Annotated in this window: 22 protein-coding genes; 13 read left to right on the forward strand and 9 right to left on the reverse strand. The window is 61.2% G+C overall.

Features of this window, described 5'->3' with window-relative positions; all coding sequences use genetic code 11:
* Positions 1-61: 61 nt before the first annotated feature.
* Complete coding sequence (locus QF045_RS18650) at positions 62-712, reverse strand: N-acetyltransferase (RefSeq protein WP_306493518.1); 651 nt, start codon at positions 710-712, stop codon at positions 62-64.
* A gap of 169 nt (positions 713-881) precedes the next feature.
* Between QF045_RS18650 and xthA the strand changes: the two genes are divergently transcribed.
* Positions 882-1694: an exodeoxyribonuclease III gene (gene xthA, locus QF045_RS18655; protein ID WP_306493519.1), complete on the forward strand. Its 813-nt coding sequence runs from the start codon at positions 882-884 to the stop codon at positions 1692-1694.
* Between the two features lie 126 nt (positions 1695-1820).
* On the forward strand, positions 1821-3152 hold the full coding sequence (locus QF045_RS18660; RefSeq protein WP_373424490.1) for a substrate-binding domain-containing protein: 1332 nt from the start codon (positions 1821-1823) through the stop codon (positions 3150-3152).
* Between the two features lie 84 nt (positions 3153-3236).
* On the opposite strand, the gene QF045_RS18665 is transcribed toward QF045_RS18660, so the two are convergent.
* Positions 3237-4385, reverse strand: coding sequence for an integrase core domain-containing protein (locus tag QF045_RS18665; RefSeq protein WP_373424452.1), 1149 nt, complete (start codon positions 4383-4385; stop codon positions 3237-3239).
* A gap of 167 nt (positions 4386-4552) precedes the next feature.
* The gene (locus tag QF045_RS18670; protein ID WP_306493522.1) at positions 4553-5782 is read right to left on the reverse strand and encodes an acyl-CoA dehydrogenase; all 1230 of its coding nucleotides are present in this window, start codon (positions 5780-5782) and stop codon (positions 4553-4555) included.
* Between the two features lie 151 nt (positions 5783-5933).
* Between QF045_RS18670 and QF045_RS18675 the strand changes: the two genes are divergently transcribed.
* The 3 genes from QF045_RS18675 to QF045_RS18685 all read left to right on the forward strand — a co-directional run bounded on the left by QF045_RS18675 (position 5934) and on the right by QF045_RS18685 (position 8291).
* Positions 5934-6869 carry a LysR family transcriptional regulator gene (locus QF045_RS18675; RefSeq protein WP_306493523.1) on the forward strand — a complete coding sequence of 312 codons (936 nt, stop codon included), beginning with the start codon at positions 5934-5936 and terminating at the stop codon, positions 6867-6869.
* Between the two features lie 114 nt (positions 6870-6983).
* Positions 6984-7376 (forward strand): MerR family DNA-binding transcriptional regulator, encoded by a 393-nt coding sequence (locus QF045_RS18680; RefSeq protein ID WP_003174785.1) that lies wholly within the window; start codon positions 6984-6986, stop codon positions 7374-7376.
* 15 nt (positions 7377-7391) lie between these two features.
* Positions 7392-8291: a hydroxymethylglutaryl-CoA lyase gene (locus QF045_RS18685; RefSeq protein WP_306493524.1), complete on the forward strand. Its 900-nt coding sequence runs from the start codon at positions 7392-7394 to the stop codon at positions 8289-8291.
* A 746-nt stretch (positions 8292-9037) separates the two neighbouring features.
* Here the strand turns inward: QF045_RS18685 and QF045_RS18690 are convergent.
* On the reverse strand, positions 9038-10669 hold the full coding sequence (locus tag QF045_RS18690) for an AMP-binding protein (RefSeq protein WP_306493525.1): 1632 nt from the start codon (positions 10667-10669) through the stop codon (positions 9038-9040).
* A gap of 150 nt (positions 10670-10819) precedes the next feature.
* Here QF045_RS18690 and QF045_RS18695 point away from each other — a divergent pair, with 150 nt between their 5' ends.
* From QF045_RS18695 to QF045_RS18710, 4 genes are all read left to right on the forward strand, one after another.
* The gene (locus QF045_RS18695; protein ID WP_306493526.1) at positions 10820-11983 is read left to right on the forward strand and encodes an isovaleryl-CoA dehydrogenase; all 1164 of its coding nucleotides are present in this window, start codon (positions 10820-10822) and stop codon (positions 11981-11983) included.
* Between the two features lie 105 nt (positions 11984-12088).
* A complete protein-coding gene (locus QF045_RS18700; protein WP_306493527.1) occupies positions 12089-13693 on the forward strand; it encodes a carboxyl transferase domain-containing protein in 1605 nt (534 codons plus the stop codon).
* Between the two features lie 14 nt (positions 13694-13707).
* Positions 13708-14514: a gamma-carboxygeranoyl-CoA hydratase gene (locus QF045_RS18705; RefSeq protein ID WP_306493528.1), complete on the forward strand. Its 807-nt coding sequence runs from the start codon at positions 13708-13710 to the stop codon at positions 14512-14514.
* On the forward strand, positions 14511-16436 hold the full coding sequence (locus QF045_RS18710; protein WP_306493529.1) for an acetyl/propionyl/methylcrotonyl-CoA carboxylase subunit alpha: 1926 nt from the start codon (positions 14511-14513) through the stop codon (positions 16434-16436). The genes QF045_RS18705 and QF045_RS18710 overlap by 4 nt, the downstream gene beginning before the upstream one ends.
* Here QF045_RS18710 and QF045_RS18715 read toward each other — a convergent pair.
* A complete protein-coding gene (locus tag QF045_RS18715) occupies positions 16433-17068 on the reverse strand; it encodes a LexA family transcriptional regulator (RefSeq protein WP_306494921.1) in 636 nt (211 codons plus the stop codon). The two genes, QF045_RS18710 and QF045_RS18715, sit on opposite strands and share 4 nt — an antisense overlap.
* 129 nt (positions 17069-17197) lie before the next feature.
* On the opposite strand from QF045_RS18715, the gene QF045_RS18720 reads away from it, so the two are divergent.
* Positions 17198-17548, forward strand: a complete 351-nt coding sequence (locus tag QF045_RS18720) for a DUF6124 family protein (RefSeq protein WP_306493530.1) — start codon at positions 17198-17200, stop codon at positions 17546-17548.
* Between the two features lie 464 nt (positions 17549-18012).
* Entirely contained in the window at positions 18013-19164 is a 1152-nt protein-coding gene (locus QF045_RS18725) for a M14-type cytosolic carboxypeptidase (protein WP_306493531.1), read from the forward strand.
* 19 nt (positions 19165-19183) lie between these two features.
* On the opposite strand, the gene QF045_RS18730 is transcribed toward QF045_RS18725, so the two are convergent.
* A complete protein-coding gene (locus QF045_RS18730; protein WP_306493532.1) occupies positions 19184-19723 on the reverse strand; it encodes a cytochrome b in 540 nt (179 codons plus the stop codon).
* Positions 19720-20802 (reverse strand): catalase family peroxidase, encoded by a 1083-nt coding sequence (locus tag QF045_RS18735; protein WP_306493534.1) that lies wholly within the window; start codon positions 20800-20802, stop codon positions 19720-19722. The genes QF045_RS18730 and QF045_RS18735 overlap by 4 nt, the downstream gene beginning before the upstream one ends.
* A gap of 168 nt (positions 20803-20970) precedes the next feature.
* Here QF045_RS18735 and QF045_RS18740 point away from each other — a divergent pair, with 168 nt between their 5' ends.
* Together QF045_RS18740 and QF045_RS18745 are read left to right on the forward strand one after the other, a co-directional pair.
* A complete protein-coding gene (locus QF045_RS18740; protein WP_306493535.1) occupies positions 20971-21477 on the forward strand; it encodes a sigma-70 family RNA polymerase sigma factor in 507 nt (168 codons plus the stop codon).
* Entirely contained in the window at positions 21474-22211 is a 738-nt protein-coding gene (locus tag QF045_RS18745) for an anti-sigma factor (RefSeq protein WP_306493536.1), read from the forward strand. The genes QF045_RS18740 and QF045_RS18745 overlap by 4 nt, the downstream gene beginning before the upstream one ends.
* Here the strand turns inward: QF045_RS18745 and QF045_RS18750 are convergent.
* Both QF045_RS18750 and QF045_RS18755 read right to left on the reverse strand, forming a co-directional pair.
* Positions 22208-23128 carry a spore coat U domain-containing protein gene (locus QF045_RS18750; RefSeq protein WP_306494922.1) on the reverse strand — a complete coding sequence of 307 codons (921 nt, stop codon included), beginning with the start codon at positions 23126-23128 and terminating at the stop codon, positions 22208-22210. The two genes, QF045_RS18745 and QF045_RS18750, sit on opposite strands and share 4 nt — an antisense overlap.
* Before the next feature lie 77 nt (positions 23129-23205).
* Positions 23206-25554 (reverse strand): fimbria/pilus outer membrane usher protein, encoded by a 2349-nt coding sequence (locus QF045_RS18755; RefSeq protein ID WP_306494923.1) that lies wholly within the window; start codon positions 25552-25554, stop codon positions 23206-23208.
* Positions 25555-25626: the final 72 nt, after the last annotated feature.

Here is a 25626-nt window from a genome sequence, read left to right on the forward strand (position 1 = left end):
CGCGGATGCTACACGAGCGAGAGCGGATGTTTGAACCCGGATTTGTCTGAATAAATCTGTCTCAAGCCGTTGCGGCAGTTAACGCCTGGGGATTGGGATGGAAAAACACATGTTCGAGGACGGGCCCTACGGCAATTTCACCGATTTCCTCGTAGCCCTGGCGCTTATAGAAATCCAGGTAACGGGAGTTGCCGGTGTCGAGCACCACGCCCGAGGAATGCGGGTCCTCGGCGCACCAGTTGTGGACCGCTTCGAGCAATTGCTCGCCGTAGTGCTGGCCCTGCAACTGCGGGTGAATGCCCAGCAATGGCAACACATGCACCGACTCGCTGGGCAGGCATGCCAGCACGGCCTGATGGTATTCCAGGTAACGCCGCGTACCGCGCACGCCGGTGCTCAGCCACATGCGGATCTGCCAGGCCCAGCTTTCAGTGATGCCCAGGCGCCGCTGCGGCGGGGCGATCAGGGCAATGCCGATCAAACGGTCGTTGACGAACAAGCCAATGGCCGGAAGCTTCTGGAAAAAATGCTGCTTGACCAGCTCGCGCACGGTGGCCCGTACCCGCTGCTCATAACCCGCCCGCTCGGCCTCAAAGATGTAGGCGAAGGTCGGTTCGTGACGGTAGGCCTGGTACAGCAGGGAGCGCGCTTCGCGGGAATAACCGCTATTGAGCAGGCGGATCTCGGCAACGGCTGTCGAAGTGTCAGGCATAACAGTCAATCTCCTGGACGCCACTCAACGAGGCGGCGTTCTTATGGGTACGAACCTGCGCAGCGCCAGTCGTTCCCTGACCTTAGCAGCGCATGCTTGCGGCCGCCACGCTGGCCCCCGCCCGACTTGTCGGCTAGCATCGCCCTTTTGCCAGACTGGACTGCCGACCATGAAAATCGTCTCCTTCAATATCAACGGGCTGCGCGCCCGCCCTCATCAGCTGGCGGCGCTGATTGAAAAGCATCAACCGGACGTCATCGGCCTGCAGGAAACCAAGGTCCACGATGACCAGTTCCCGTTGGCTGAAGTCCAGGCGCTGGGCTATCACGTTTATTACCATGGCCAGAAAGGCCACTACGGCGTGGCCCTGCTCTCGCGCAAAGAAGCGTTGAGCGTGCACAAAGGCTTTGCCAGCGATGAAGAAGACGCCCAGCGCCGCTTCATCTGGGGCACTTTCGCTGACGAGCACGGCAACCCGGTCACCATCATGAACGGCTACTTCCCCCAAGGCGAAAGCCGCGACCACCCGACTAAATTCCCGGCCAAGCAGCGCTTCTATGAAGACCTGCAACAGCTGCTGGAAAGCCAGTTCAGCAATGACCAGGCACTGGTGGTGATGGGCGACGTGAATATTTCCCCGCAAGACTGCGACATCGGCATCGGCGCCGACAACGCCAAACGCTGGCTGAAAACCGGCAAGTGCAGCTTCCTGCCGGAAGAGCGCGAATGGATGGCCCGCCTGAAAAACTGGGGCTTGGTGGACACCTTCCGCCACTTGAACCCTGAGGTGACCGACCGCTTCAGCTGGTTCGACTACCGCAGCCGTGGCTTTGAGGACGAGCCCAAGCGCGGGCTGCGCATCGACGTGATCATGGCCTCCACCGGGTTGGTGCCCCGGGTCAAGGATGCGGGGGTGGATTACGATCTGCGCGCCTTGGAAAAGCCGTCGGACCATGCGCCGATCTGGCTTGAGTTGAGCTGATTCACTGACCCATGTGGGAGGGGGGCAAGCCCCCTCCCACATTTTGATCTGCGGCGTGTCAGTCATATGGCTGCAATCCAACTGACTTAATCTGGCGGCACTCCCTTTGGCTGACGAAGGTGCCGGCTGATGCTGCGCGTTCTGTTACTGCTCGCCCTTTTCCCTTTCTTCGCGCTGTCCGCCCCGCTGCCCATGCCCGACCAAGGCCCGGCTTTGCGCATCCAGGGCTCCAACACCATTGGCGCGGCGTTGGGCCCGGCATTGGTCAAAGGTTTGATGGAGCGTCAGGGTGTGCAAGGCGTGCACAGCGAACGCGTTGAGGGCGCCAATGAACAGCGTGTAATCGGCAAGACCCGTCAGGGTAAAACCGTGTTTATCGACGTCGCCGCCCATGGTTCCAGCACCGGGTTTGCCGCGCTGAAAAACCACAGCGCCGACCTGGCCGCAGCGTCCCGCCCGATCAAGGACGGCGAATTGGTTGACCTCGAGTCCCTGGGTGACCTGAAAAGCGCCGGCGCCGAACATGTGATCGCTATTGACGGCTTGGCGATCATCCTTAACCCACGCAACCCGCTGAACAGCCTCAACACCGAGCAACTGGCGCAAATCTTCAATGGCGAAATCAGCACCTGGGAAATGCTGGGCGGCACTGGCGGAACCATTCATGTGTACGCGCGGGATGATCAGTCCGGCACCTATGACACCTTCAAGGAGCTGGTGCTGAATCGCCGCGGCAAACCGCTGGCAGCGTCTGCGCAGCGTTTTGAATCGAGCGAAGCGCTGTCCGACGCGGTCAGCCAGGACCCCCAGGGCATTGGTTTTATCGGCCTGCCCTACGTACGCCACGCCAAGGCAGTGGCGATTAACGATGGCGACTCGCAACCGATGTTGCCACTGAACAGCCTGATCGCCACCGAGGATTACCCACTGTCACGGCGGCTGTACTTCTACCTGCCCCCAACAGTCCATAACCCGTGGGCCAAGGCCTTGGTGGACTTCGCCCAAAGCGCCCAGGGCCAGGCGCTGGTGGCGGCCAACGGCTTTGTCGCCCAGCACGTGCAGGCAATGGACGTAGAGCCACGCGCCTCAATGCCCGAGGACTATCAGGCAATTGCGCGCAACGCCCAGCGCTTGACGGTGAATTTTCGTTTCGAGGAAGGCAGTGCCAGCCTGGACAACAAGGCGCGTCAGGATGTGCAGCGGGTGGTGGTTTATCTGAAAAGCCACGGCAAACTGCACGAGCAGGTGACGCTGGCAGGGTTCGGCGATGCCAAGAATGATCCGCAGCGCGCAGCCTTGCTGTCGAAGTTGCGGGCAATGGCCGTGCGCAGGGAACTGGTGAAAAGCGGCGTGGTGCTGCGCGATATTCGCGGGTTTGGCGCGCAGATGCCGGTGGCGGCGAATACGGCGGATGAAGGGAGGATCAAGAATCGGCGGGTGGAGGTTTGGGTGTACTGAACCTTGGGGTCTGGGGTGGCTGAAATGGCCTCATCGGGGTGTAGAACCGTAGACATCGTTTACATCTGAAACCGGGGACATCGTTTACACTTTTGAGGCCTGGACGCGCGTCATACCTCGTCCAAGCCTCCCCAAGGGATAATCACACAAGTACAAATCCCAAACATCCTCGTCAGCTTCTTTGAGCCCTATCCGTTCCCCAGATAGCGCCTCGCTAATAAATACCAACTTGCCGTTCCATTTGATCGATCCATCCTGTCTGACGCTGCGAACCTTCATTTCCGCGGGATACTCCACATCGGGCAAGCATCCTGGGTAAGGTCGGGTAGACGGTACATACAAATCTCCCGGACGTTTCATACCGAGTGCTTCATGAGGGCGTACGTAATTGAACTCATGCCTGAAGTGCTCCAGCAAAAGCTGCTGCTCGACCAAGTTTTTCCCTAAGGGCAGCTCAAGCTTCAAGCTGCGGTGCATTCGCTCATGGCGACCATTCTGCGCGGGTCTTCCGGGCATGGTGCGCTCCGGATAGATGCCGAGGCGAATCCACCAAACTGCCAGGGTGGACATTCGTGCCAGGCCAGGAGAGGCGAACGGAACCCCGTTGTCCGAACGGATAACTTCTGGCATGCCGTACTCCAGAAAAAGCCTCTCAAATGCTTGTTTTACCGGCTGGGTCTTGATCTTGGGGTGGGCCCTGCATGCCAGAATCAGCCGAGACGCGTGGTCTGTAACGGTCAGAGGGAAGCACATCTGCGCGTTAAGCATCTTGAATTGCCCTTTGTAGTCGGCGCACCACGTCTCGTTAGGTTCGTTGGCCTCTCGCATTTCTGCGTGGGAAATAGTGTGCCGACGCTTGAAGCGTCGCTTGTTGACGAGCCCGAGCCGATCAAGCCATTGGCCTGCTGTACTCGGAGAAGGCCAGGCGACTGAGGGATCTTCAAGCCGTAATAGCTCGAGGAGCTTCTTTGGCCCCCATTTATCGTGAGCCTGCTTCATCGCCATAACGCGGGCCAAGATCTCGTCGTCGGTTTTATTGGGGCTGTTGTGAGGTCGCCGGGACAGTTCGGATAAGGATTTTAAATCGCCGTTGTGCCGGGCAATCCATTTGTCGACGGTAGGCCGACTAACGTCAAAGCGACGCGCCAATTGGCTTTTGGTGTAGTTGCCAGAAAGCCAGTCGGCGACCAGTCTGATTCGTTGATTCATCGGAGACTCTTGGTTCCAGGGCATGATCAGTTACCTCCTGATCATGCGTATTAACCTGTAAACCATGTCCCCGGTTAGAAATGTAAACGATGTCCCCGGTTTGTACCGGGGCAAGCCCCCTCCCACACTTGGATTGGTGTACACCGGCAAAATGTGGGAGGGGGCTTGCCCCCGATATAGGCGACGCGGTGCTACTGCCCGCCGCGCATCAACTCTTTAGGCACATACTTGCCAATCTCGAACTTGCCGATCGCCGCACGGTGCACTTCGTCCGGGCCGTCGGCCAGGCGCAGGGTGCGTTGCATGGCGTACATGTAGGCCAGCGGAAAATCATTGGAAACGCCGGCACCGCCGTGAATCTGGATCGCGCGGTCGATCACCCTCAGCGCCACGTTCGGCGCGACCACCTTGATCTGGGCGATTTCGCTTTTCGCGACTTTATTGCCCACGGTGTCCATCATGTACGCAGCCTTCAAGGTCAGAAGCCGCGCCATATCGATTTCCATGCGCGAGTCAGCGATCTTGTCGATATTGCCGCCCAAACGCGCCAAAGGCTTGCCGAAGGCGCTGCGGCTGACCGAGCGTTTGCACATCAATTCCAATGCACGTTCGGCCATGCCGATAGAACGCATGCAGTGATGGATACGGCCCGGGCCAAGCCGGCCCTGGGCGATCTCAAACCCACGGCCTTCACCCAACAAGACGTTTTCGTACGGCACGCGCACATTGTCGAACAGCACCTCAGCATGGCCGTGGGGCGCATCGTCGTAGCCGAACACTGGCAGCGGACGCACGATTTTCACCCCAGGGGTGTCCACCGGCACCAGAATCATCGAGTGCTGCTGGTGGCGTGGCGCATCCGGGTTGCTCAGGCCCATGAAGATCAGGATCTTGCAGCGTGGATCACAGGCGCCGGAGGTCCACCACTTCTTGCCGTTGATCACCCACTCATCGCCCTGGCGTTCGGCGCGGGCGGCCATGTTGGTGGCGTCCGAGGAGGCTACGTCCGGTTCGGTCATGGCGAAGGCTGAGCGAATCTCACCGCGCAGCAGCGGTTCCAGCCAGCGTTGCTTCTGCTCTTCATTGGCGTAGCGCACCAGCACTTCCATATTGCCGGTGTCGGGGGCTGAGCAGTTGAACGGTTCCGGGCCCAGCAGCGAGCGGCCCATGATTTCGGCCAGTGGCGCGTATTCGAGGTTGCTCAGGCCGGCGCCCAGCTCGGATTCGGGCAGAAACAGGTTCCACAACCCCTCGGCTTTAGCCTTGGCTTTGAGCGCTTCCATGATGGCGGTGGGCTGCCAGCGGTCACCTTCGCTGACTTGGCGTTCGAACACCGGCTCGGCCGGATAGACGTAAGCGTCCATGAATGCGGTGACGCGTTCACGCAGTTCCTGAACCTTGGGCGAATAGGCGAAATCCATGAGCGGCTCCCTTCTCTGAGAGGTTGTTTAGGTCATGCAATCGATGCTAGAACAGCGCTGATAATTTACCTAGCCTATTCTCGGCGTGTATTAACATTCATCACCGATATATGATCGGCGTATGAATACCTAACAATAAGAGTGCAACGACATGAATCTGAGCAAGGTCGACCTGAACCTCTTTATCGTCTTCGACGCGATCTACACCGAAGCCAACCTGACCCGCGCTGGGCAGATTGTCGGCATCACCCAGCCGGCGGTGTCCAACGCCCTGGCGCGCCTGCGCGAGACCTTCAACGACCCGCTGTTCGTGCGCACTGCCCAAGGCATGGTGCCCACGCCGATGGCCCAGAACATCATCGGCCCGGTGCGCAATGCCTTGTCGCTGCTGCGGGTGTCAGTGCAGGAGAGTCGGATTTTCAATCCGCAGCAGGCGGCCAAGACCTATCGCATCAGCATGACCGACCTGACCGAAGCCGTGATTCTGCCGCCGCTGTTCCAGCGCCTGCGCCGCCTGGCGCCGACGGTGGTCATCGAGAGCTTTTTATCCAAACGCCGCGAAACCACCAAGGAGCTGGCCGCCGGTCGCCTGGATTTCGCCGTGGATGCGCCGCTCAACACCGACCCGCAAGTGCGTCACGTCAAGCTGATGGAAGACCGCTACGTGTGCGCCATGCGCAAGGGCCATCCGATGGCGGGCAAGGACAAATTCACCTTGGATGACTACCTGGCGCTGACCCATATTCATATTTCAAGCCGCCGCAACGGGCTGGGGCATGTCGACCTGGCCCTGGGCAAGATGGGCATCCAGCGCAAGATCGCCCTGCGCTCCCAGCACTATCTGATGGCCTCACAAGTGTTGCAGCAGACCGACATGGTGATGACCGTGCCCGAGCGCTTCGCCCGTCGCCATGAACTGCACTGGTTCAACTTGCCGGTCAATGATGTGCCGGCGGTGGAAACCCACCTGTACTGGCACGAAAGCACCGACCAGGACCCGGCCAACCGCTGGATGCGCGAGCAGATGATCGAGTTGTGCCAGCAGGTGACGGCCCACGAGAAAAAGCTGGATAAACAGCAGGCCTGAGGCAGCCGAGTTCCCCTGTAGGAGGGGGCTTGCCCCGATGGCCTGCGCAGCAGGCCCTTGACGTTTACGTCAACCTGCAATTAGCTTAGCGCCAAGACCTTCCTGAGCATCGCCATGAGCACCACTTACAGCATTTCCGACCTGGCCCGCGAACTCGATATCACCACCCGCGCCATTCGTTTCTATGAGGAACAAGGCCTGCTGGCCCCGGAACGCCGGGGTCAGGAGCGTATCTATTCGGCGCGGGACAAGGTCAGCCTCAAGCTGATTCTGCGCGGCAAGCGCATCGGCTTCTCCCTGGCCGAATGCCGCGAGCTGATCGAACTCTATGACCCCACCAGCGGCAACCACATCCAACTCAACAGCATGCTGGCAAAAATCGCCGAACGCCGCGAGCAGCTCGAGCAACAGTTGCTGGATATCGAACAGATGAAGCTGGAACTGGACACCGCCGAAGAGCGGTGCACCCAGGCCCTGGCACACACCATGAGCCAGGCCGGCCATTGATCAGAAGGTAACGCCATGTCCCTCCCCTCACACGTACGCCTGGTGGAAGTCGGCCCGCGCGACGGTTTGCAGAACGAAGCCCAGCCGATCAGCGTGACCGACAAGGTTCAGTTGGTGGACGCCTTGAGCGCCGCCGGCCTGAGCTATATCGAGGTCGGCAGTTTCGTATCGCCCAAATGGGTGCCGCAGATGGCAGGCTCCGCCGAGGTGTTTGCGCAGATCCAGCGCAAGCCTGGCGTGACCTATGGCGCGCTGGCGCCGAACCTGCGCGGCTTCGAAGATGCGCTGGCGGCTGGTGTCAAGGAGGTCGCGGTATTTGCGGCGGCGTCCGAGGCGTTTTCCCAACGCAATATCAACTGCTCCATCAGCGAGAGCCTGGATCGGTTTGCACCGCTGATGGCGGCGGCCCGGCAGCACGGGGTCAGCGTGCGCGGGTATGTATCCTGTGTGCTGGGTTGTCCGTATGAGGGCGACATCGCGGCGGCGCAGGTGGCGGCTGTCGCCCGCGAGCTGTACGCCATGGGCTGTTATGAAGTGTCCCTGGGCGACACGATCGGCACCGGCACGGCAGGCGCGACACGGCGGCTGTTCGAGGTGGTCGGGGCCCAGATGCCGCGCGACAGGCTCGCGGGCCACTTCCATGACACCTACGGCCAGGCAATCGCCAATATCTACGCCAGCCTGCTGGAAGGCATCCAGGTGTTCGACAGCTCTATCGCGGGCCTCGGCGGCTGCCCATACGCCAAGGGCGCCAGCGGTAACGTCGCCACCGAAGACGTGGTGTACCTGCTCAATGGGCTGGGCATCGAGACGGGTATCGACCTGGAGCGCTTGATCGGCGCGGGCCAGCAGATCAGCCAGGTGCTGGGCCGGGCAACCGGATCGCGGGTGGCGAAAGCGCGTAGCGCCAGTTGAGTAGCACAGCTGTGACAATGTGTTACCGCACACCGACACAGCGGGTAACGCGGGAACATAATCTGTCGTATTTCATGAAAGATATTTCCCACCAAAAAATCAATCCATTGATTTTAAAGGAATTTATAAAGTTGGCACGGCTTCTGCTATCTCTATGGCATAACAAGAATAAAAAGCGCCAAACCTAATAAAAATAAGACGAAACGACTCTGACATAACAAAAACAACACGGCAGAGACGCAGCTAACAGATTTTTTTGGAGAAGATGTGCTTCGCAGGGAACGGCATGCCGAAACCCGCAACCGGTTAGAGAAAAATAAAACTACCTCAGGTAGCTACCCACTGGTTGGATCATTGACGAAGAAGCAGATCAGCGTTCAAAAAAATACGTTTGCTCTTGACCCCGGATGGGGGTCGCCAAAAACAGCGGTAAAGGGTAACGGTTGCCAAAAACAACAATAGACCGCCCCTCAATAATAAAAAAAGAGCACGCAACGACACATTAAAGGGGACCTTCGGGTCCCCTTTGTGCTTTTCGTGATACGCCGGATGTACCGCCCGTAATCGCGCTCCGTGGGAACGAACGTGGCCCATTGTAGGAGCGAGCTTGCTCGCGAAAAACGTCCAGGCAACGCGTTCATTCTGAATAAACGCGCAGGCCTTGGGTTCTTCGCGAGCAAGCTCGCTCCTACAAAGGCATCAGGGCAAGCCAAAATGGCCGGCACGCTCTTCCCAGCAGGGAGCGGTCAACGAACCTGGAGCTCCTCAATGGAGATTTCGCGCATGCGAAATTTCTGGATCTTGCCCGTCACCGTCATCGGAAACGCATCCACGAACTTGAAGTACCTGGGCGTCTTGAAATGGGCGATGCGGCCCTTGCACCAGGCTTGCAGTTCCAGTTCGCTCGCCACATACCCTGGGTGAAGCTTGATCCAGGCGACAATTTCTTCACCATAGCGATCATCGGGAATGCCGATAATTTGCACATCGGCCACTGCCGGATGGGTGAAGAAAAACTCCTCAAGCTCTCGTGGATACACATTCTCACCACCGCGAATGATCATGTCCTTGTTGCGCCCGGCGATGCACACATAGCCGTGTTGATCCATGGTTGCCAGGTCGCCGGTGTGCATCCAGTCTTCCCCGTCGATGGCGTCGCGGGTGCCCTCCGGGTTGTTCCAGTAGCCGAGCATCACGCTGTAGCCGCGCGTGCACAATTCGCCTATCTCACCGCGTGGCAGCGTGTTGCCATCAGCGTCGACGATCTTGTTTTCCAGTTGCGGCTGGGTGCGCCCCACAGTGGTGACGCGGCGCTCCAGGTCGTCATCGGCGCCGGTCTGCAACGACACCGGGCTGGTTTCGGTCATGCCATAGGCAATCTGCACTTCGCTCATATGCAACTGGCCAATGACGCGGCGCATCACCTCGATCGGACAGGTCGACCCGGCCATGATCCCGGTACGCAGGCTGGATAATTCAAATTCGTCGAGACGCGGGTGATCAAGCAGCGCGATAAACATGGTCGGCACGCCGTACAGCGCCGTGGCGCGTTCTTCGGCGACGGTGGTGAGCGTGAGCAGCGGGTCGAAGCCGTCATTGGGGTAGATCATGGTGGTGCCGTGGGTGATGCAGGCCAGGTTACCCATCACCATGCCGAAGCAATGGTAAAGCGGCACCGGGATCACCAGGCGGTCCTGCGCCGTGAGGCCAAGGCTTTGCCCGACCATGTAGCCGTTATTGAGGATGTTGCGGTGGCTGAGGGTGGCGCCCTTGGGGAAGCCGGTGGTGCCGGAGGTGTACTGGATATTGACGGGCTGGTCGACGTGCAGGCTGGCTTGGCGAGCGTGCAATTGTTCAGGCGGAATCTGCGTTGCCAGGGTCAGCAAGTGCGACCAGGGCACGAATTCCGCAGGCGGGCTGGGGTCCAGACTGACAATAGCGCGCAAATCGGGCTTCAGCGCCTGCAGCATGGCGTGGTAATCGGAGGTCTTGAACGAGCCGGCACACACCAGAAACTGGCAGCCGGACTGCTTGAGCACGTACTCCAATTCACTGCTGCGATACGCCGGGTTGATATTGACCAGGATCACCCCGAGCTTGGCGCTGGCGATCTGGCTGATGCACCACTGCGCACAGTTTGGCGCCCAGATGCCGAGGCGGTCACCGACCTGCATGCCCAGGGCCATGAACGCACGGGCGTGTACGTCCACCGTCTCGGCCAGTTGTCGCCAGGTGTAGCGGCATTGCTGATGGCGCACCACCAGCGCTTCGCCATCCGGGTAGCGTGCCACCGTACGGTCAAAGGCCTGGCCAATGGTTTCGGCGAGCAAGGCCTTGTCCTGGGAGCCACGGCTGTAGCTCAGGTTCGGTTGATCCATAACGACCCCTGTTGTCTTTTTTGTAGGTTGACGTAAACGTAAACTACGATTGACAGCGCCTTAACGCAAGCTTACGTTAACGTAAAGGTGAGCGCCCTCCTCCGCGCCCCGCCCGCACAACAACAAAAGCTCACATTAAGGTGCCCGTCCATGAGTTACCCGTCCCTGAACTTCGCCCTCGGTGAAACCATCGACATGCTGCGCGACCAGGTGCAGTCCTTCGTGGCCAAGGAAATTGCACCGCGAGCGGCCCAGATCGACATCGATAACCTGTTCCCCGCCGACCTGTGGCGCAAGTTCGGCGACATGGGCCTGCTGGGTATCACCGTGCCGGAAGAGTACGGCGGTGCCGGCCTGGGTTACCTGGCGCACGTGGTGAGCATGGAAGAAATCAGCCGTGGCTCGGCCTCGGTGGCGCTGTCCTACGGCGCCCACTCCAACCTCTGCGTCAACCAGATCAACCGCAACGGCAGCCACGAACAGAAGCTCAAGTACCTGCCCAAGCTGATCAGCGGCGAGCACATCGGCGCACTGGCCATGAGCGAGCCGAATGCCGGCTCCGACGTGGTTTCGATGAAATTGCGCGCCGACAAGCAGGGTGACTTTTACGTACTCAACGGCAGCAAGACCTGGATCACCAACGGTCCCGACGCCAACACTTACGTGATCTACGCCAAGACCGACCTGGAGAAAGGCGCCCACGGCATCACCGCGTTCATTGTCGAGCGTGACTGGAAAGGCTTCAGCCGCAGCAGCAAGTTCGACAAGCTGGGCATGCGCGGCTCCAACACCTGCGAGCTGTTTTTCGATGACGTGCACGTACCGCAGGAAAACATCCTCGGCGTGCTCAACGGCGGCGTCAAAGTGCTGATGAGCGGCCTCGACTATGAGCGCGTGGTGCTCTCCGGCGGCCCCACCGGCATCATGCAGGCCTGCATGGACCTGATCGTGCCCTACATCCACGACCGCAAGCAGTTCGGCCAGAGCATCGGCGAATTCCAGCTGATCCAGGGCAAGGTCGCCGACATGTACACCCAGCTCAACGCCAGTCGCGCCTACCTCTACGCGGTGGCCCAGGCCTGCGAGCGCGGCGAAACCACGCGCAAGGACGCAGCCGGGGTGATCCTCTACAGCGCCGAGCGCGCCACGCAAATGGCCCTCGATGCGATCCAGATTCTGGGGGGCAACGGTTATATCAATGAATTCCCCGCCGGGCGCCTGCTGCGCGACGCCAAGCTGTACGAAATCGGCGCCGGCACCAGTGAGATTCGACGGATGTTGATCGGTCGCGAACTGTTTAACGAGACGAAATAAATTTCGTCAGCGGCAAGTGACAAGCTTTAAGCGGCAAGAGAACGGTGCTCTTGCTTTTAACTTGTAGCTTGTAGCTCGAAACTCAAAGCTGCTACGGAGTAGCCCATGCTTCTACACACCCAGCTCAACCCACGCTCGGCGGAGTTCAGCGCCAACAGCGCGGCGATGCGCCACCAGGTCGATGCGCTGCATACCCTGCTCGCCCAGGTACAACAAGGCGGCGGCGCCAAGGCCCAGGAACGCCACACTTCGCGCGGCAAGCTGCTGCCACGCGAGCGCATCAATCGCTTGCTCGACCCCGGTTCGCCGTTCCTCGAATTGAGCCAGTTGGCCGCCCATCAGGTGTACGGCGAAGACGTGCCGGCCGCTGGCGTGATTGCCGGCATCGGCCGCGTGGAAGGCGTGGAATGCATGATCGTCGCCAATGATGCAACGGTCAAAGGCGGTTCCTACTACCCGTTGACCGTCAAAAAGCATCTGCGCGCCCAGACCATCGCCGAACAGAACCGCCTGCCCTGCATTTATCTGGTGGACTCAGGCGGCGCCAACCTGCCGCGTCAGGATGAAGTATTCCCGGACCGCGAACACTTTGGGCGAATCTTCTTCAACCAGGCCAACATGAGCGCCCAGGGCATCCCGCAGATCGCCGTGGTGATGGGTTCGTGCACCGCTGGCGGCGCCTATGTGCCGGCCATGGCCGACGAAGCAATCATGGTGCGCCAGCAGGCGACTATCTTCCTCGCCGGCCCGCCGCTGGTGAAGGCCGCCACGGGCGAAGTGGTCAGTGCCGAAGACCTCGGGGGTGCCGATGTGCATTGCCGAATCTCCGGCGTGGCCGACCATTATGCCGACAACGATGAGCATGCCCTGGCCCTGGCCCGCCGTAGCGTGGCCAACCTCAATTGGCGCAAGCTGGGTGAGTTGCGCCAACGTCCGCCCGTGGCGCCGCTGTACAGCAGCGAAGAGCTTTACGGCGTGATCCCGGCCGATGCCAAGCAGCCGTTCGATGTGCGCGAAGTGATCGCACGGCTGGTGGACGGTTCGGTGTTCGATGAATTCAAGGCACTGTTCGGCGCCACCCTGGTCTGCGGTTTTGCGCACTTGCACGGTTATCCGGTGGCGATCCTGGCCAACAACGGCATTCTGTTCGCCGAAGCCGCGCAGAAAGGCGCGCACTTTATCGAACTGGCCTGCCAGCGCGGGATTCCGCTGCTGTTCTTGCAGAACATCACCGGCTTCATGGTCGGCCAGAAGTACGAAGCCGGCGGCATCGCCAAGCATGGCGCCAAGTTGGTCACGGCGGTGGCCTGCGCCAAGGTGCCGAAGTTCACCGTGATCATCGGCGGCAGTTTCGGTGCCGGTAACTACGGCATGTGCGGCCGCGCCTATGACCCGCGCTTCCTGTGGATGTGGCCCAACGCACGCATCGGCGTGATGGGCGCCGAACAGGCCGCGGGCGTGCTGGTGCAGGTCAAGCGTGAGCAGGCAGAGCGCGCAGGCGCAGCATTCAGTGCCAGCGATGAAGCGGCAATCAAGCAGCCGATCCTCGACCAGTATGAAACCCAGGGCCACCCCTACTATTCCAGCGCACGCTTGTGGGATGACGGCGTCATCGATCCGCTGCAGACCCGCGACGTGCTGGCGCTGGCGCTGTCCGCCGCCCTGAACGCCCCTATCGAGCCGAGCCGCTTCGGCGTGTTCCGCATGTAATCGGAGCTGTACCCATGAGCGATTTCAACACCCTCGAACTGATCACCGACCCCCGTGGCTTTGCCACGCTGTGGCTCAGTCGCGAAGCCAAGAACAACGCGTTCAACGCGCAGATGATCCGCGAACTGATCATCGCCCTCGACCACGTACAGGGCGACCCGTCCCTGCGCTTTCTGGTGCTGCGCGGGCGCGGCAAGCACTTCAGCGCCGGTGCCGACCTGGCCTGGATGCAGCAGTCGGCCGAGCTGGACTATCACACCAACCTGGACGACGCCCGTGAACTGGCCGAGCTGATGTACAACCTGGCCAAGCTGAAAATCCCCACGCTGGCGGTGGTGCAAGGCGCGGCCTACGGCGGCGCGTTGGGCTTGATCAGCTGCTGCGACATGGCGATTGGCGCGGATGACGCGCAGTTCTGTCTGTCGGAGGTGCGTATCGGCCTGGCGCCGGCGGTGATCAGCCCATTCGTGGTGCAGGCCATCGGTGAACGCGCGGCCCGTCGCTATGCCTTGACGGCCGAGCGGTTCGGCGGTCAGCGTGCGCGCGAGATCGGGTTGTTGGCGGAAAGCTACCCGGCCGATGCGCTGGACCAACAGGCAGACACGTGGGTCGCCAATCTGCTGCAAAACAGCCCGGCAGCGATGCGCTCGAGCAAAGACTTGTTGCGCGAGGTGGGCAACGGCGCCCTCACCCCGGCGCTGCGGCGCTACTGTGAAAATGCCATCACACGTATCCGGGTGAGTGCCGAGGGCCAGGAAGGCTTGCGCGCCTTTCTGCAAAAGCGCGCGCCGAGCTGGCAGTCCAAGGAGCCGCACCCATGACGACACTCACTACCGTATTGGTGGCCAACCGTGGCGAAATCGCTTGCCGGGTGATGCGCACCGCCAAGGCGATGGGGCTGACCACCGTGGCCGTGCACAGCGCGATCGACCGTGATGCCCGGCACAGCCGCGAAGCGGATATTTGCGTCGACCTGGGTGGCAGCAAGGCCACGGACAGCTACCTGCAGATCGACAAACTGATTGCCGCCGCCCACGCCAGCGGCGCCCAGGCGATTCATCCGGGCTATGGCTTCCTCTCGGAAAACGCCGGGTTCGCTCGGGCCATCGAAGCCTCGGGCTTGATCTTCCTCGGCCCGCCCGCCTCGGCAATCGACGCCATGGGCAGCAAGTCGGCGGCCAAGGCGCTGATGGAAACCGCAGGCGTGCCGCTGGTGCCCGGTTATCACGGCGAAGCCCAGGACCTGGAGACTTTCCGCGAGGCCTGTGCGCGCATCGGTTACCCCGTGCTGCTCAAGGCCACGGCCGGCGGTGGCGGCAAGGGCATGAAGGTGGTCGAGGAGGTCAGCCAGTTGGCAGAAGCCCTGGCCTCCGCCCAGCGGGAGGCGCTGTCGTCATTTGGCAACGGGCAGATGCTGGTGGAGAAATACCTGCTCAAACCGCGCCATGTGGAAATCCAGGTGTTTGCCGATCAACACGGCAACTGCCTCTACCTCAATGAGCGTGATTGCTCGATCCAGCGGCGTCATCAAAAGGTCGTGGAAGAAGCCCCCGCGCCGGGGCTCAGTAGCGATCAGCGCAAGGCCATGGGCGAAGCAGCGGTGCGCGCGGCGCAGGCTATAGGCTATGTAGGCGCGGGGACGGTGGAGTTTTTGCTGGATGCCCGCGGCGAGTTTTTCTTCATGGAAATGAATACGCGCCTGCAAGTGGAACACCCGGTCACCGAGGCGATTACCGGCCTCGACCTGGTGGCCTGGCAGATCCGCGTGGCCCAGGGCGAGGCGCTGCCGATCACCCAGGCGCAGGTGCCGCTGAGGGGCCATGCGATCGAGGTACGGCTGTACGCCGAAGACCCGGCCAATGATTTCCTGCCGGCGACCGGGCGGCTGACGGTGTATCGCGAGTCCAGCCCAGGTCCGGGTCGACGCGTGGACAGCGGCGTCGAACAAGGGGACAGCGTTTCGCCCTTCTACGACCCGATGCTGGGCAAGCTGATTGCCTGGGGCGAGGACCGTGAGCAGGCGCGACTGCGGCTGCTGAGCATGCTCGACGAATTTGCAGTGGGCGGGCTCAAGACCAACCTGGGCTTCCTGCGGCGTATCATCGGTCATCCGGCATTTGCCGCGGCTGAGCTGGATACCGGATTCATTCCGCGCTATCAGGAACAGCTACTGCCAGCAGTCGGTGCGCTGAGCGATGAGTTCTGGCAGGCGGCGGGTTCGGCCTTCATCCAGAGTTTGCCCAGCGGTGACGGACCCTGGGCCGCCACCCAGGGCTTTCGCGCCGGGTTGCCGGCGCAGGTCTCGCTGCATTTGAGCTGCAATGGGCAGGATCGGCTGGTCACGCTGACAGGGCCATCATTGCCACTCAAGGGTGAGCAACTAATGCTCGAACACCAAGGTGTACGCCGCTCACATCTGGCGGTGCGCAATGAGGAAACGGTGTACCTGCGCTGGGATGGCGAGATGCAGGCAATCAGCCTGTTCGACCCGATTGCGGCGGTCGATGCCAGCCACTCCCATCAGGGCGGTCTCAGCGCGCCCATGAACGGCAGCATCGTGCGGGTGCTGGTGGACATCGGGCAACGCGTGGAAGCCGGTGCGCAACTGGTGGTACTTGAAGCGATGAAGATGGAACACAGCATCCGCGCTCCCGAGGCGGGTGTGGTCAAGGCGCTGTTTTGCCAGGAAGGCGAGATGGTCGCCGAAGGCAGTGCGCTGGTGGAACTGGAAACGGCGGACTAGAACTTCGCCGTGGCTTGCACGACGACGCCAAGGATTCGGCAATCGTCGGTGAACAGCAGCTTGGGATAGGTCGGATTGAGCGGCGCCAGGTAAAGCTGGCCGCTGTCCGCCTGCAACTGGCGAAAAGTGGCCTGGGGGTTGTCGAGCCACTGCGCAACCACCAGTTTGCCGGGCTCGGCAGCGATGGCCGGGTCGACCAGGATCAACATGCCGGCGCTGATGCTCAGGCCGCTGGGGGCGGTCATGGCGTCGCCGATCACCGGCAGCCAGAAGGCTTCGCCGTGGGCGTGGTAATCGGTCAATTCGAAGCGTGCCGGCCCATAGCTGGCGCGTGCTTCACGCAGCTCGCACAGGCCGTTCCAATCGCTGACCGGGTAACGAAAATACGGGTTGTAGTGGTGCACCCGTGGCGCCTCTGCCTGCACCCTCTCGCGAATCTCCAGCGCCACCTCCAGGTCGCCCAGCCCCAGCTCCGCCAGCACCCGGTTCATGTCCGCAAGGCTCGGCACGCGGCGCTTGTTGAGCCAATGGCCCACGCCGCCCTGGGACATGCCCAGGCGCTCTGCCAGTTCATCCTGCGTGACCTTGCGGTCTTTCATGTTGGCTCGCACCAACGCTATCCAGTTATCCATGGCGCTGACAATACGTTGCGTATTTTTCAGGGCAATAAACAGTTTGTAGTAATCCATAAAACGACATAAATACGATACGTACTATCATCGACATAAGGTTTTCGACACCCACCCGGAGTACCCCGCCTTATGACGACAAGCCCGTATCACCTGCCTGAAACACCTGAACACACTGAGTTGAACGACCTGCGCTGCAGCGGCGCGGCTCAGCGCGCGCTCGACTATTACTTGAAAGAAGATATGTCTGCACCCGCTGCCGACGCGGCCTTCTTCACCATCAAGTCAGGCATCAGCCAGGAGGAAGCGCTGGTGCATGCCTCGGACCTGCTGCGCAGTGCCGCGGCAACCGCCTACGAGTCGGCAAGCAGCCATCAAGGCAACCATCGCGACCTGGCGTTTTCAGTGGTGTATTTGATCGATATGGCGAAGGCGATGGTGGAGCGGTCGTTACGAGCACCAGAGGCTCAGACCCAAGTGTGAGGCGCGCACGAAAAAAAATTCTATCGAGCGGCTAAAAACATTTGACTTGCAAATGATAATGATTATTATTGGACCCAGCTGATCGCGAGATCAGTCGATAGACCAAGAGACCTTAGGTCGGACTCTTGGAATATCTCCTCATCAGGCTAATCACGGTTTTTGACCCGGCTCTTTGGCCGGGTCTTTTTTTTGCCAGTCGTTCCTGGCATGGCTTCAGGCTAATGAAGACTGTGTGTTGCTTGATGGCGCGCATGGTAGCAAAAGACCATCGCGAAAAGAAAGACGCACCAAGGCTCTAGCCTGGATCTTTGCGATTTAGCGCTTGAGAATCAATCTCATAGACTCTAAGCTGCTGCGGCGTCACGGATGACGCCCCCCTCCCCCGCGCAATAATTTTGCTTCCAGAATTTACCTGCCGTCTGTGTAAGATAGCCGCCACATCCTCATATTCAGGCAACCAGACTATGACCGTGGCCTTGACTTCCATCAAGATCAGCACTGATTTCGACAGCGGCAATATCCAGGTACTGGATGCCAGCGATGCCTACCAGTTGTTGCTGGCAATCAAACCCGATACCCGTAGCCAACACTTCCAGTGGTTCCACTTCAAGGCCGAAGGCATGCATGTGGGTCACACCCATATTTTTCGCCTGAGCAACGCGGGCCGCTCATCTTACAAGCATGCATGGAGCGGCTATAACGCCGTGGCGTCCTATGACCATGTCAATTGGTTCCGCGTGCCGTCGCGCTTTGATGGCGAGATCCTGCACATCAGCCTCCAAACTCAAGAAAAGCACGCGTGGTTCGCCTACTTCGAGCCGTACAGCCGTGAACGTCACGACTGGCTGATCGAGCAGGCCTTGAAGTACGCCGGCGTGAAGCTGCTCGCCACCGGCAAGAGTGTCGAGGGTCGGGATATCCAGCTGCTGCGCCGTGGCAAAGGCGGCGAAGGTCGCCGCAAGGTGTGGATCATCGCCCAGCAACACCCCGGCGAGCACATGGCCGAATGGTTTATGGAAGGCGTCATCGAACGCCTGCAACAGGACGGTGACGCCGAATTGAAGAAACTGCTGGCGGTGGCCGACCTGTACCTGGTGCCCAACATGAACCCCGATGGCGCGTTCCATGGCCACCTGCGCACCAACGCCATGGGCCAGGACCTCAACCGCGCCTGGCAGAGCGCCAGCGAGGAACTCAGCCCGGAAGTCCTGTTCGTGCAACAGCAGATGGAGAAATACGGGGTCGACCTGTTTCTCGATATCCATGGCGACGAAGAGATCCCCTACGTCTTCACCGCCGGCTGCGAAGGCAACCCCGGCTACACCCCGCGTATCGAAGCCCTGGAAAAACATTTCCGCAGCCACCTGAGCCACTTGACCCGTGACTTCCAGACCACCCACGGCTATACCCGCGACCTGCCCGGCCAGGCCAATATGACCCTGGCCTGCAACGCAGTGGGTGAGAAGTACGATTGCCTGTCCCTGACCCTGGAGATGCCCTTCAAGGACAACGACGACGCGCCCAACCCGAAAACCGGTTGGTCCGGCGATCGCTCCAAGCAACTGGGCAAGGACGTCCTGAGCAGCGTGGCCGATATTATCGGCCACGTGCGTTAACCGTCGATCAAACGCCTGATCAGTGCCGGGTGCCCGTCATGCTTTGCAGCACGCCATCACGACGGATCAACCCATGGAACAGGGCGGCCGCCAAATGCACCAGCACGGTCAGGAACAGCAGGTAGGCAAGGTAACCGTGGGCCTTGCGCAACAGTGCAAATAACGGTGCATTCGCCGACACCAGTGCCGGCAGTTGCACCGAGCTGCTGAGCATGACCGGGTCACCGGCCGCCGAAATCATTGCCCAACCCAGCAATGGCAACACCAGCATCAGCCCGTACAAGACCACGTGGGAAGCCTTAGCTGCCAGCACTTGCCACAGCGGCAAGTCCGCTGGCAGCGGCGGTTGGCGCGTGGAAAAACGCACTGCCAGACGCACAATGACCAGCGCCAGAATGGCGATCCCCAGCGGCTTGTGCAGGTGAATCAGCCACTCGTGGCGCTCAGACACCGACGCCGCCAGGCCCGCGCCGATAAACAGCATGGCGATGATCATCAGCGCCATCAGCCAGTGCAGCAAACGCGCCAACGGGGCGAAAAACCTTGGTTGAACCTTCATGGCTTCGACTCCTGGGAGGCACTGTGCAACGGGCTGACTTCACCGGCACGGCGCAGATAAGAACTGGCATAGGCAGCTGAGCGTGCAGCCAGCAGCGGGTCATTGGAGGCCTCGATACCGCTGGGCAGAATCAGCGGGTCGAAGTTGATATCGCGGCAATCGCCATCAGCTTGCGGCTGGCTGCTCTGCAACACCAGGCTGCCGGCGTTGAGCACCTTGTGTTCACCGGTCCAGGTCTTGCTCGCGTCATCCAGTGGATCGCCAGGGTTGGCCAGCGTCATGTTCAGCTGCCAACGCAGAGGCCCGGCAGCCAGGCGCTGCACCAGGTCTTTTTCCAGGAAGTCGCCGCCCTCTGGCACGGTATCGCCTGCGGCGTCCTGGCTCTGCGGCACCACGGCCCAACGCACGGCCTGGCGCTGGCCATCGGCGCTCACCAGGTAAAACGCATTGATGCCGTTATAGGTCTCGGTCGCGTAACTGGCCGATGGCTTGGCGGTTTTAACCCATGCCAGGAACGGTGCCGTCTCAGGGTGTGCGGCAAAAAACGCCGGCATACTCGCCGGGTTCGGCTTGCCCGTGGCGGGGTCCGGTGCGCCGGCCTTGAGTAACTGGTAGAACGCCTCGGGCGTGCCCACCGGGAACACCGGCATGCTGTTCATCCCCGTACGCCATTGCTGGCCGTTGGCCTGGCTGAACTGTACGGCGAAACTGCGGATCGGCACGCTGCTGTCCGGTGCATAAGGGTTGCCGCTGGGCAACGCAAACCGCCCGATCACCGGGGTTTTTGCCTCGTTGAACAACTGGGCGCTGGAGTAAGGGCGCACCTCGGGGCTGCTCTCGAAATACCCGGCCACGCACACACCCTTGGCATGGTTACGTCGAAACCCGGGGTGCACGCCGTTATTGGTTTCCAGGGCATTGACCAAGGTTTTTGGGCGAAGGCGTTGTGGGTCAAGGGTGCCGTTGACGTAGGCAAATGCCCCGGCAACAACGGCAACCACGGCACCGATACCCACGAGCCGTGCGATCAGGCTCGCAGTGCTCAACGGAGGACGAGGCGGTGATGAGTGATCTACCATGAATGAACTCCAGGCCAGAGGCCTAAGGGGATGAAACACAAGGTCGGAGCATTGAGACGTACGCCGATAAGCTCTATTCCACGGCTGCGTTTTATTTCTTCAGCCCAAGGAATAACCTTTAGCGCCGGACGTCTCCCTAGTCCCAGCGTAGCGACCAGCCAGACGCCCATGCATGAACTCGACGAACCGTTACGTGAAATCATCCCCAGGCTGCGGCGCTTCGCCGTGTCCCTGACCCGTAACACCAGCAGCGCCGACGACCTGGTGCAGTCGACCCTGGAACGGGCGATCATCGCGTGGGCCGACAAGCGCATCGAAGGCGACCTGCGCGCCTGGCTGTTTTCGATCCTCTACCGGCAGTTCCTCGATGCCCATCGGCGCAGCCGACGCTACGCACGCATGCTCGAATTCTTCACCGGCCGCGACGATGCGCAGCCGTCGGTGGAACGCACGGTGATGGCCCAATCCACCCTGAAAGCCTTTGATCAACTCAATACCGAGCAGCGCGCACTGCTGCTGTGGGTGTCGGTCGAAGGTTTGAGCTACAAGGAAGTCGCCAACATTCTCGAAGTGCCCATCGGTACGGTGATGTCGCGGCTGTCCCGCGCCCGCCAGGCCCTGCGTCAACTCAGTGATGGCGAAATTGCCAGCCCTTCCCTGCGGATACTCAAATGATCAGCCTGCCCCCCAGCGAACGCGACCTGCACGCCTACGTCGATCACCAGTTACTGGACAGCGATCGCCGAATGCTTGAAACCTGGCTGGCGAGCCACCCCGACGTGGCCGCCCAGGTGCACGCCTGGCAACAGGATGCGCAGTTGCTGCGCGCCTCGTTAAGCGGTGCCCTGCAACAGCCGAGCAACCCGGCACTGGACCCGGCGCTGATTCGCCAGCGCATCAGGCAGCAGTCCCGCCGCCACCTCGCCACTGCGGCGCTGCTGCTGATTGCCGTCAGCCTCGGCGGGCTGGGCGGCTGGCACGCGCGCGAAGCCACCCAGCCGCCGCTGTTGCCAATGGCCGATGCCATGCAGGCATATCGCTTGTTTGCCCAGGACGGCATCATGCCCGCGGACTACAACGCCCAGGACCGCAGCACGATGCAAGCCTGGCTCGACCGCTATTTCAACCAGGCCCATCGCTTGCCCGACCTCAGCCAGGCCGGGTTCAAGCCGGTCAGCGGGCGCTTGCTCACCACCGATCAAGGCGCGGCGGCCATGGTGCTGTACGAAGACGCGCAAGGTCGTCGCATCAGCTTCTACATCCGTCCGCCTGGCCCGAACAACGGCTTCCTGCCGCGCGGCAGCCGCAGCGCCGACGGCTTGCAGGCCGACTACTGGTCGGGCGGTGGCTACAACTACGCGATGGTCAGCCCGGTCGATCAGGTCACCGCGCCACACATGGAATTCTAGAAGCCCACGTCCAGCACCACGTTGTCCACATAGGTGCCGGCGGGCGGCGTGGGCTGGTCGGTGTAGACCCGGGCGTTGTAGTTGTACACCTGGCTGCCCGTGCCCAAGCCATTGCCGGGATTGACCTCCGCCGTGGAACTGTCCCGCCGCGCCGCGCCAACGCTGCCCCAACGGGTGGTACCGGCACTTTTGAACAGGTCGTAGGCCAGGTAGTTGGCGCCGGAAATCATCCGCCGCCGCCCACCGACGCTGACCGGGTTCTGGCCGTCACTCAGCCCCACGGTGTAGGCACTGCCCTTGGTGCAGGCGATATTGATGGTCTGCCCGGTGACGGCGGTGAACCCGCTCACCACCGGCGCGCTGCCGAAGCTGACATTGGGGGCGGTGATCTGGCAGTCATTGGTCACGTTCATGCTCACCGTCAGTGAACCCGTGCCGCTGCCGATGTCACGTCCCAGGCAGATGCCGCCCAGGCCGATCCCCGAACAATAATTCCAGTTCCAGGCGATGCTCAGCGTCTCGGTATACAAACCCGCGGCAACATTGCTGCCGGTGATGCTGCTCACATACAGCGGCACGGTTTTCGCACCTGGCCCGGCAATCAGGCCGAGGATCTGCGCAATGCCGCCCGAGCCACCAAAATCGAACTGCGCGCCTCGGGTGATCGGGTAACTGGTGCTGTTAGTGCCGTAAATCGTGTAGCCAATCACATCACCGGTCGGCCCGACCATGCCGGTTTTGGTCGAGGTGATGGTGGCGTAGAAATGGTCAGTCGACACCAGCAGCGATATCAGCGCCGAGGTGCAACTGAGCCCGGCGTTGGTGGTGGAACTGGTCTGCGCGGCGGTGCGCACAGTCATCGAACTGATCGAGCCAAAACTGGCCGGCACCGTAGACACCACCGAACATGCCGCCATTGCCGGGCCCGAACACAGCAGCCCTATCCCATACAGCCATCCCTTGCCTCTCACTCGCACGCTCCCTGTGCATCCGCTCATTGACAGACTAACGGCCCGATCAGCGGCACGTCCTGTTGTTGCTCATCGATGGTGAAGGTCGCCTGGCAGGTGCGGCCCTCGCCCAGGGTCACCTGCAGCGTGTTGTGGGCGCTGAGGTTTTCCAGGTAAACCAGGCCATCCCACCCCACCACCGCCTGGGTGTTGCTCTGTTCATGCACCACCAGGCTGCCCAGCGGCAACTCCTGATGCTGGCTGTCGACCAGAGTGATGCTCGCGGCGAGCACCCGGCGCAGTGGAAACTCCAACAGGTAGCCACTGCCACGGCGTACCGACACGCGCTGTTCCACGTTCGGGCTCTGCACATTCGGCGGCAGGTTAAGCGGGTCGATTTCATATTTGGCGCGGTAGTAGGCGCTGCTCCACGGCACCAGCAAGTGGCCCTTGCTGTCGGTCTCGCCGACCAACTGGTTTTCATAGCGCACCGGAATCCCGGCGAACCCCTGGGTGCTCACCACCACAAAGGCATCGTTGATACGGTTGGCGGCGAAGACGTTACCGCCCATCCACACCAGCGAACCGCTGGCATCCGCCCAGCGCGTCTCGGCGTCGCTGCTGCCGTACACGCCGGCCTGCAATTGCACCGACTGCAAACGCCAGGTCAGGTCGGCCTGGCGATAGGTGGGGCCGTCGCCCTGGGCGTAGCCAAGGTTGTAGCCCACCCCGCCTTCGCTGGGCACCGCACGACTGTAGTTGATGCGCTGGCGACTGGCGCCGGCCTTGCTGCGCTCGGTGCTCAAGGCCAGGCTGCCATTGAGATCGAAGGGCACCACCAGTTGCGCCTGCATCGCCCAGTTGCTGTCACCGATTTCGCGGTTGGCCGACAGGTACACGCTGGAGTTGCGCCACAGCGGTTTGCTCCAGCTCAGGTTGAGCAGGCGCGTGCGCGAATCGTCCGCCGCCTGCACATCGAAATACCCCACGCCAAGGCTGCCGAACCGCTCCAGATTGAGGCTCAGGGTGACTTGTTCGCTGCGCTTGCTGAGGCTGGCGTACGGCGTGTCGACCAGGGTCAGGTCGGCATACGCGTCGCGCCGTTCGACGCGCTGATACATCAGGCTGTAGCGCGTACTGTTGTACTGATAGCCCAGGCTCAGTTGCTGGCCGCTGCGGCTGTCGAACTGGCTTTGGCTGACGGCGGTATTGAGCACGCCGAAATTGCCCAGGCGCAGGTTGCCGCCAAGCCCGCCGAGGGTCAGGTCACTGGACGCTTCGGCGTGGCTTTCCAAGGTCAGGTTGTCGGAATACCCATAGCGGAACGTACCGCTGGCCACACCCGGTCCGTAGCCGAAATCACGCACGGTGTAGTCGCGACGCAAGGTACCGGCAGCCACGGAAAAATCGGTCAGGCCTTGCTGCAACAAGGTGCTGGTGACATAGAACGGTACGGTGGTCGACACCTGGCGACCGAGGGCGTCGGTGGTGACCACCACGGCCTCGCCGGCACCATTGATAAAGGGAATGTTGGTCAGGGTATAGGGCCCGGGTTGCAGCTGCGCGCTTTCGGATTTATAGCCGTTGATAAACAGGTCGACCGACGAAGGCACCGCTGCCTCACCGGCAAATTGCGGCAAGGGGTACGTCACCAAGTCCGGGCGCACGGCAAAATCGCGCGACAGCTGTACTCCGCCCAGGCGCACCGAGCTGCTCCAGGGCAAGGCACCGCTGATCACATCCCCGGCTTCATAGGTGAGCAGTCGTTCATCATCGGAGAAGCGCCACGTGGTGTCGTAGCGCCGGTAACCGTTATTGAGCGTGCTGTCGCTGAGCCCACGGGTTAGGGTCTGGCGCAACTGCCCGGTGTTGGACAAGGTGCCCCAGTTATCGAACAGACGCACCTCGTTCCAGGCCGCGAGGTAGCTGCCGCCTTCGTCGGTGTCGTTGAAATACACGTCGTAGTTGAGCAAGGCGCCGAAGCTGCTCATGGCTTGGGTGCGCGGGTAGGTATTGCGGTTGCCGATAAATTGTTCCTGCAACCATCCCGGCGGCACATCCAGCAGCAGGCGCTGGCCGTTGCTGTCGTAATCGCTGTGCAGGCCAGGCACCTTGTCCAGCGCCACGCTGCCGTCGGGGTCACCGGGCAGCTTCATGCCCACGTCCTGCAAGGCGCTGGCCGGCACATAAAGCTGCCCGGCCCGTTGATCGACCGCGATGACACGGCCGGTGTCCATCTGGTTGACCACCAGTTGCAAAAACAGCTGTGCATCGGCGACCGCCTCCATACTGCTCGGCGGCGGCGGCAGGTCGCCCGCTACGGCAGCGCCCCACAGCCCGCTAGCCACTGCCACCGATGGCCATATACCACGAGCCCAACCACGACTCAGCATGGCGTTGCGTCCTTCAATGGACATCTCCATCCTGTCAAAACCCGGGCGTGCGCCCGTCCCGCGACACGCTGT

The organism is Pseudomonas sp. W4I3 (assembly GCF_030816195.1).
In the GTDB taxonomy this organism is placed as follows: Bacteria; Pseudomonadota; Gammaproteobacteria; order Pseudomonadales; family Pseudomonadaceae; genus Aquipseudomonas.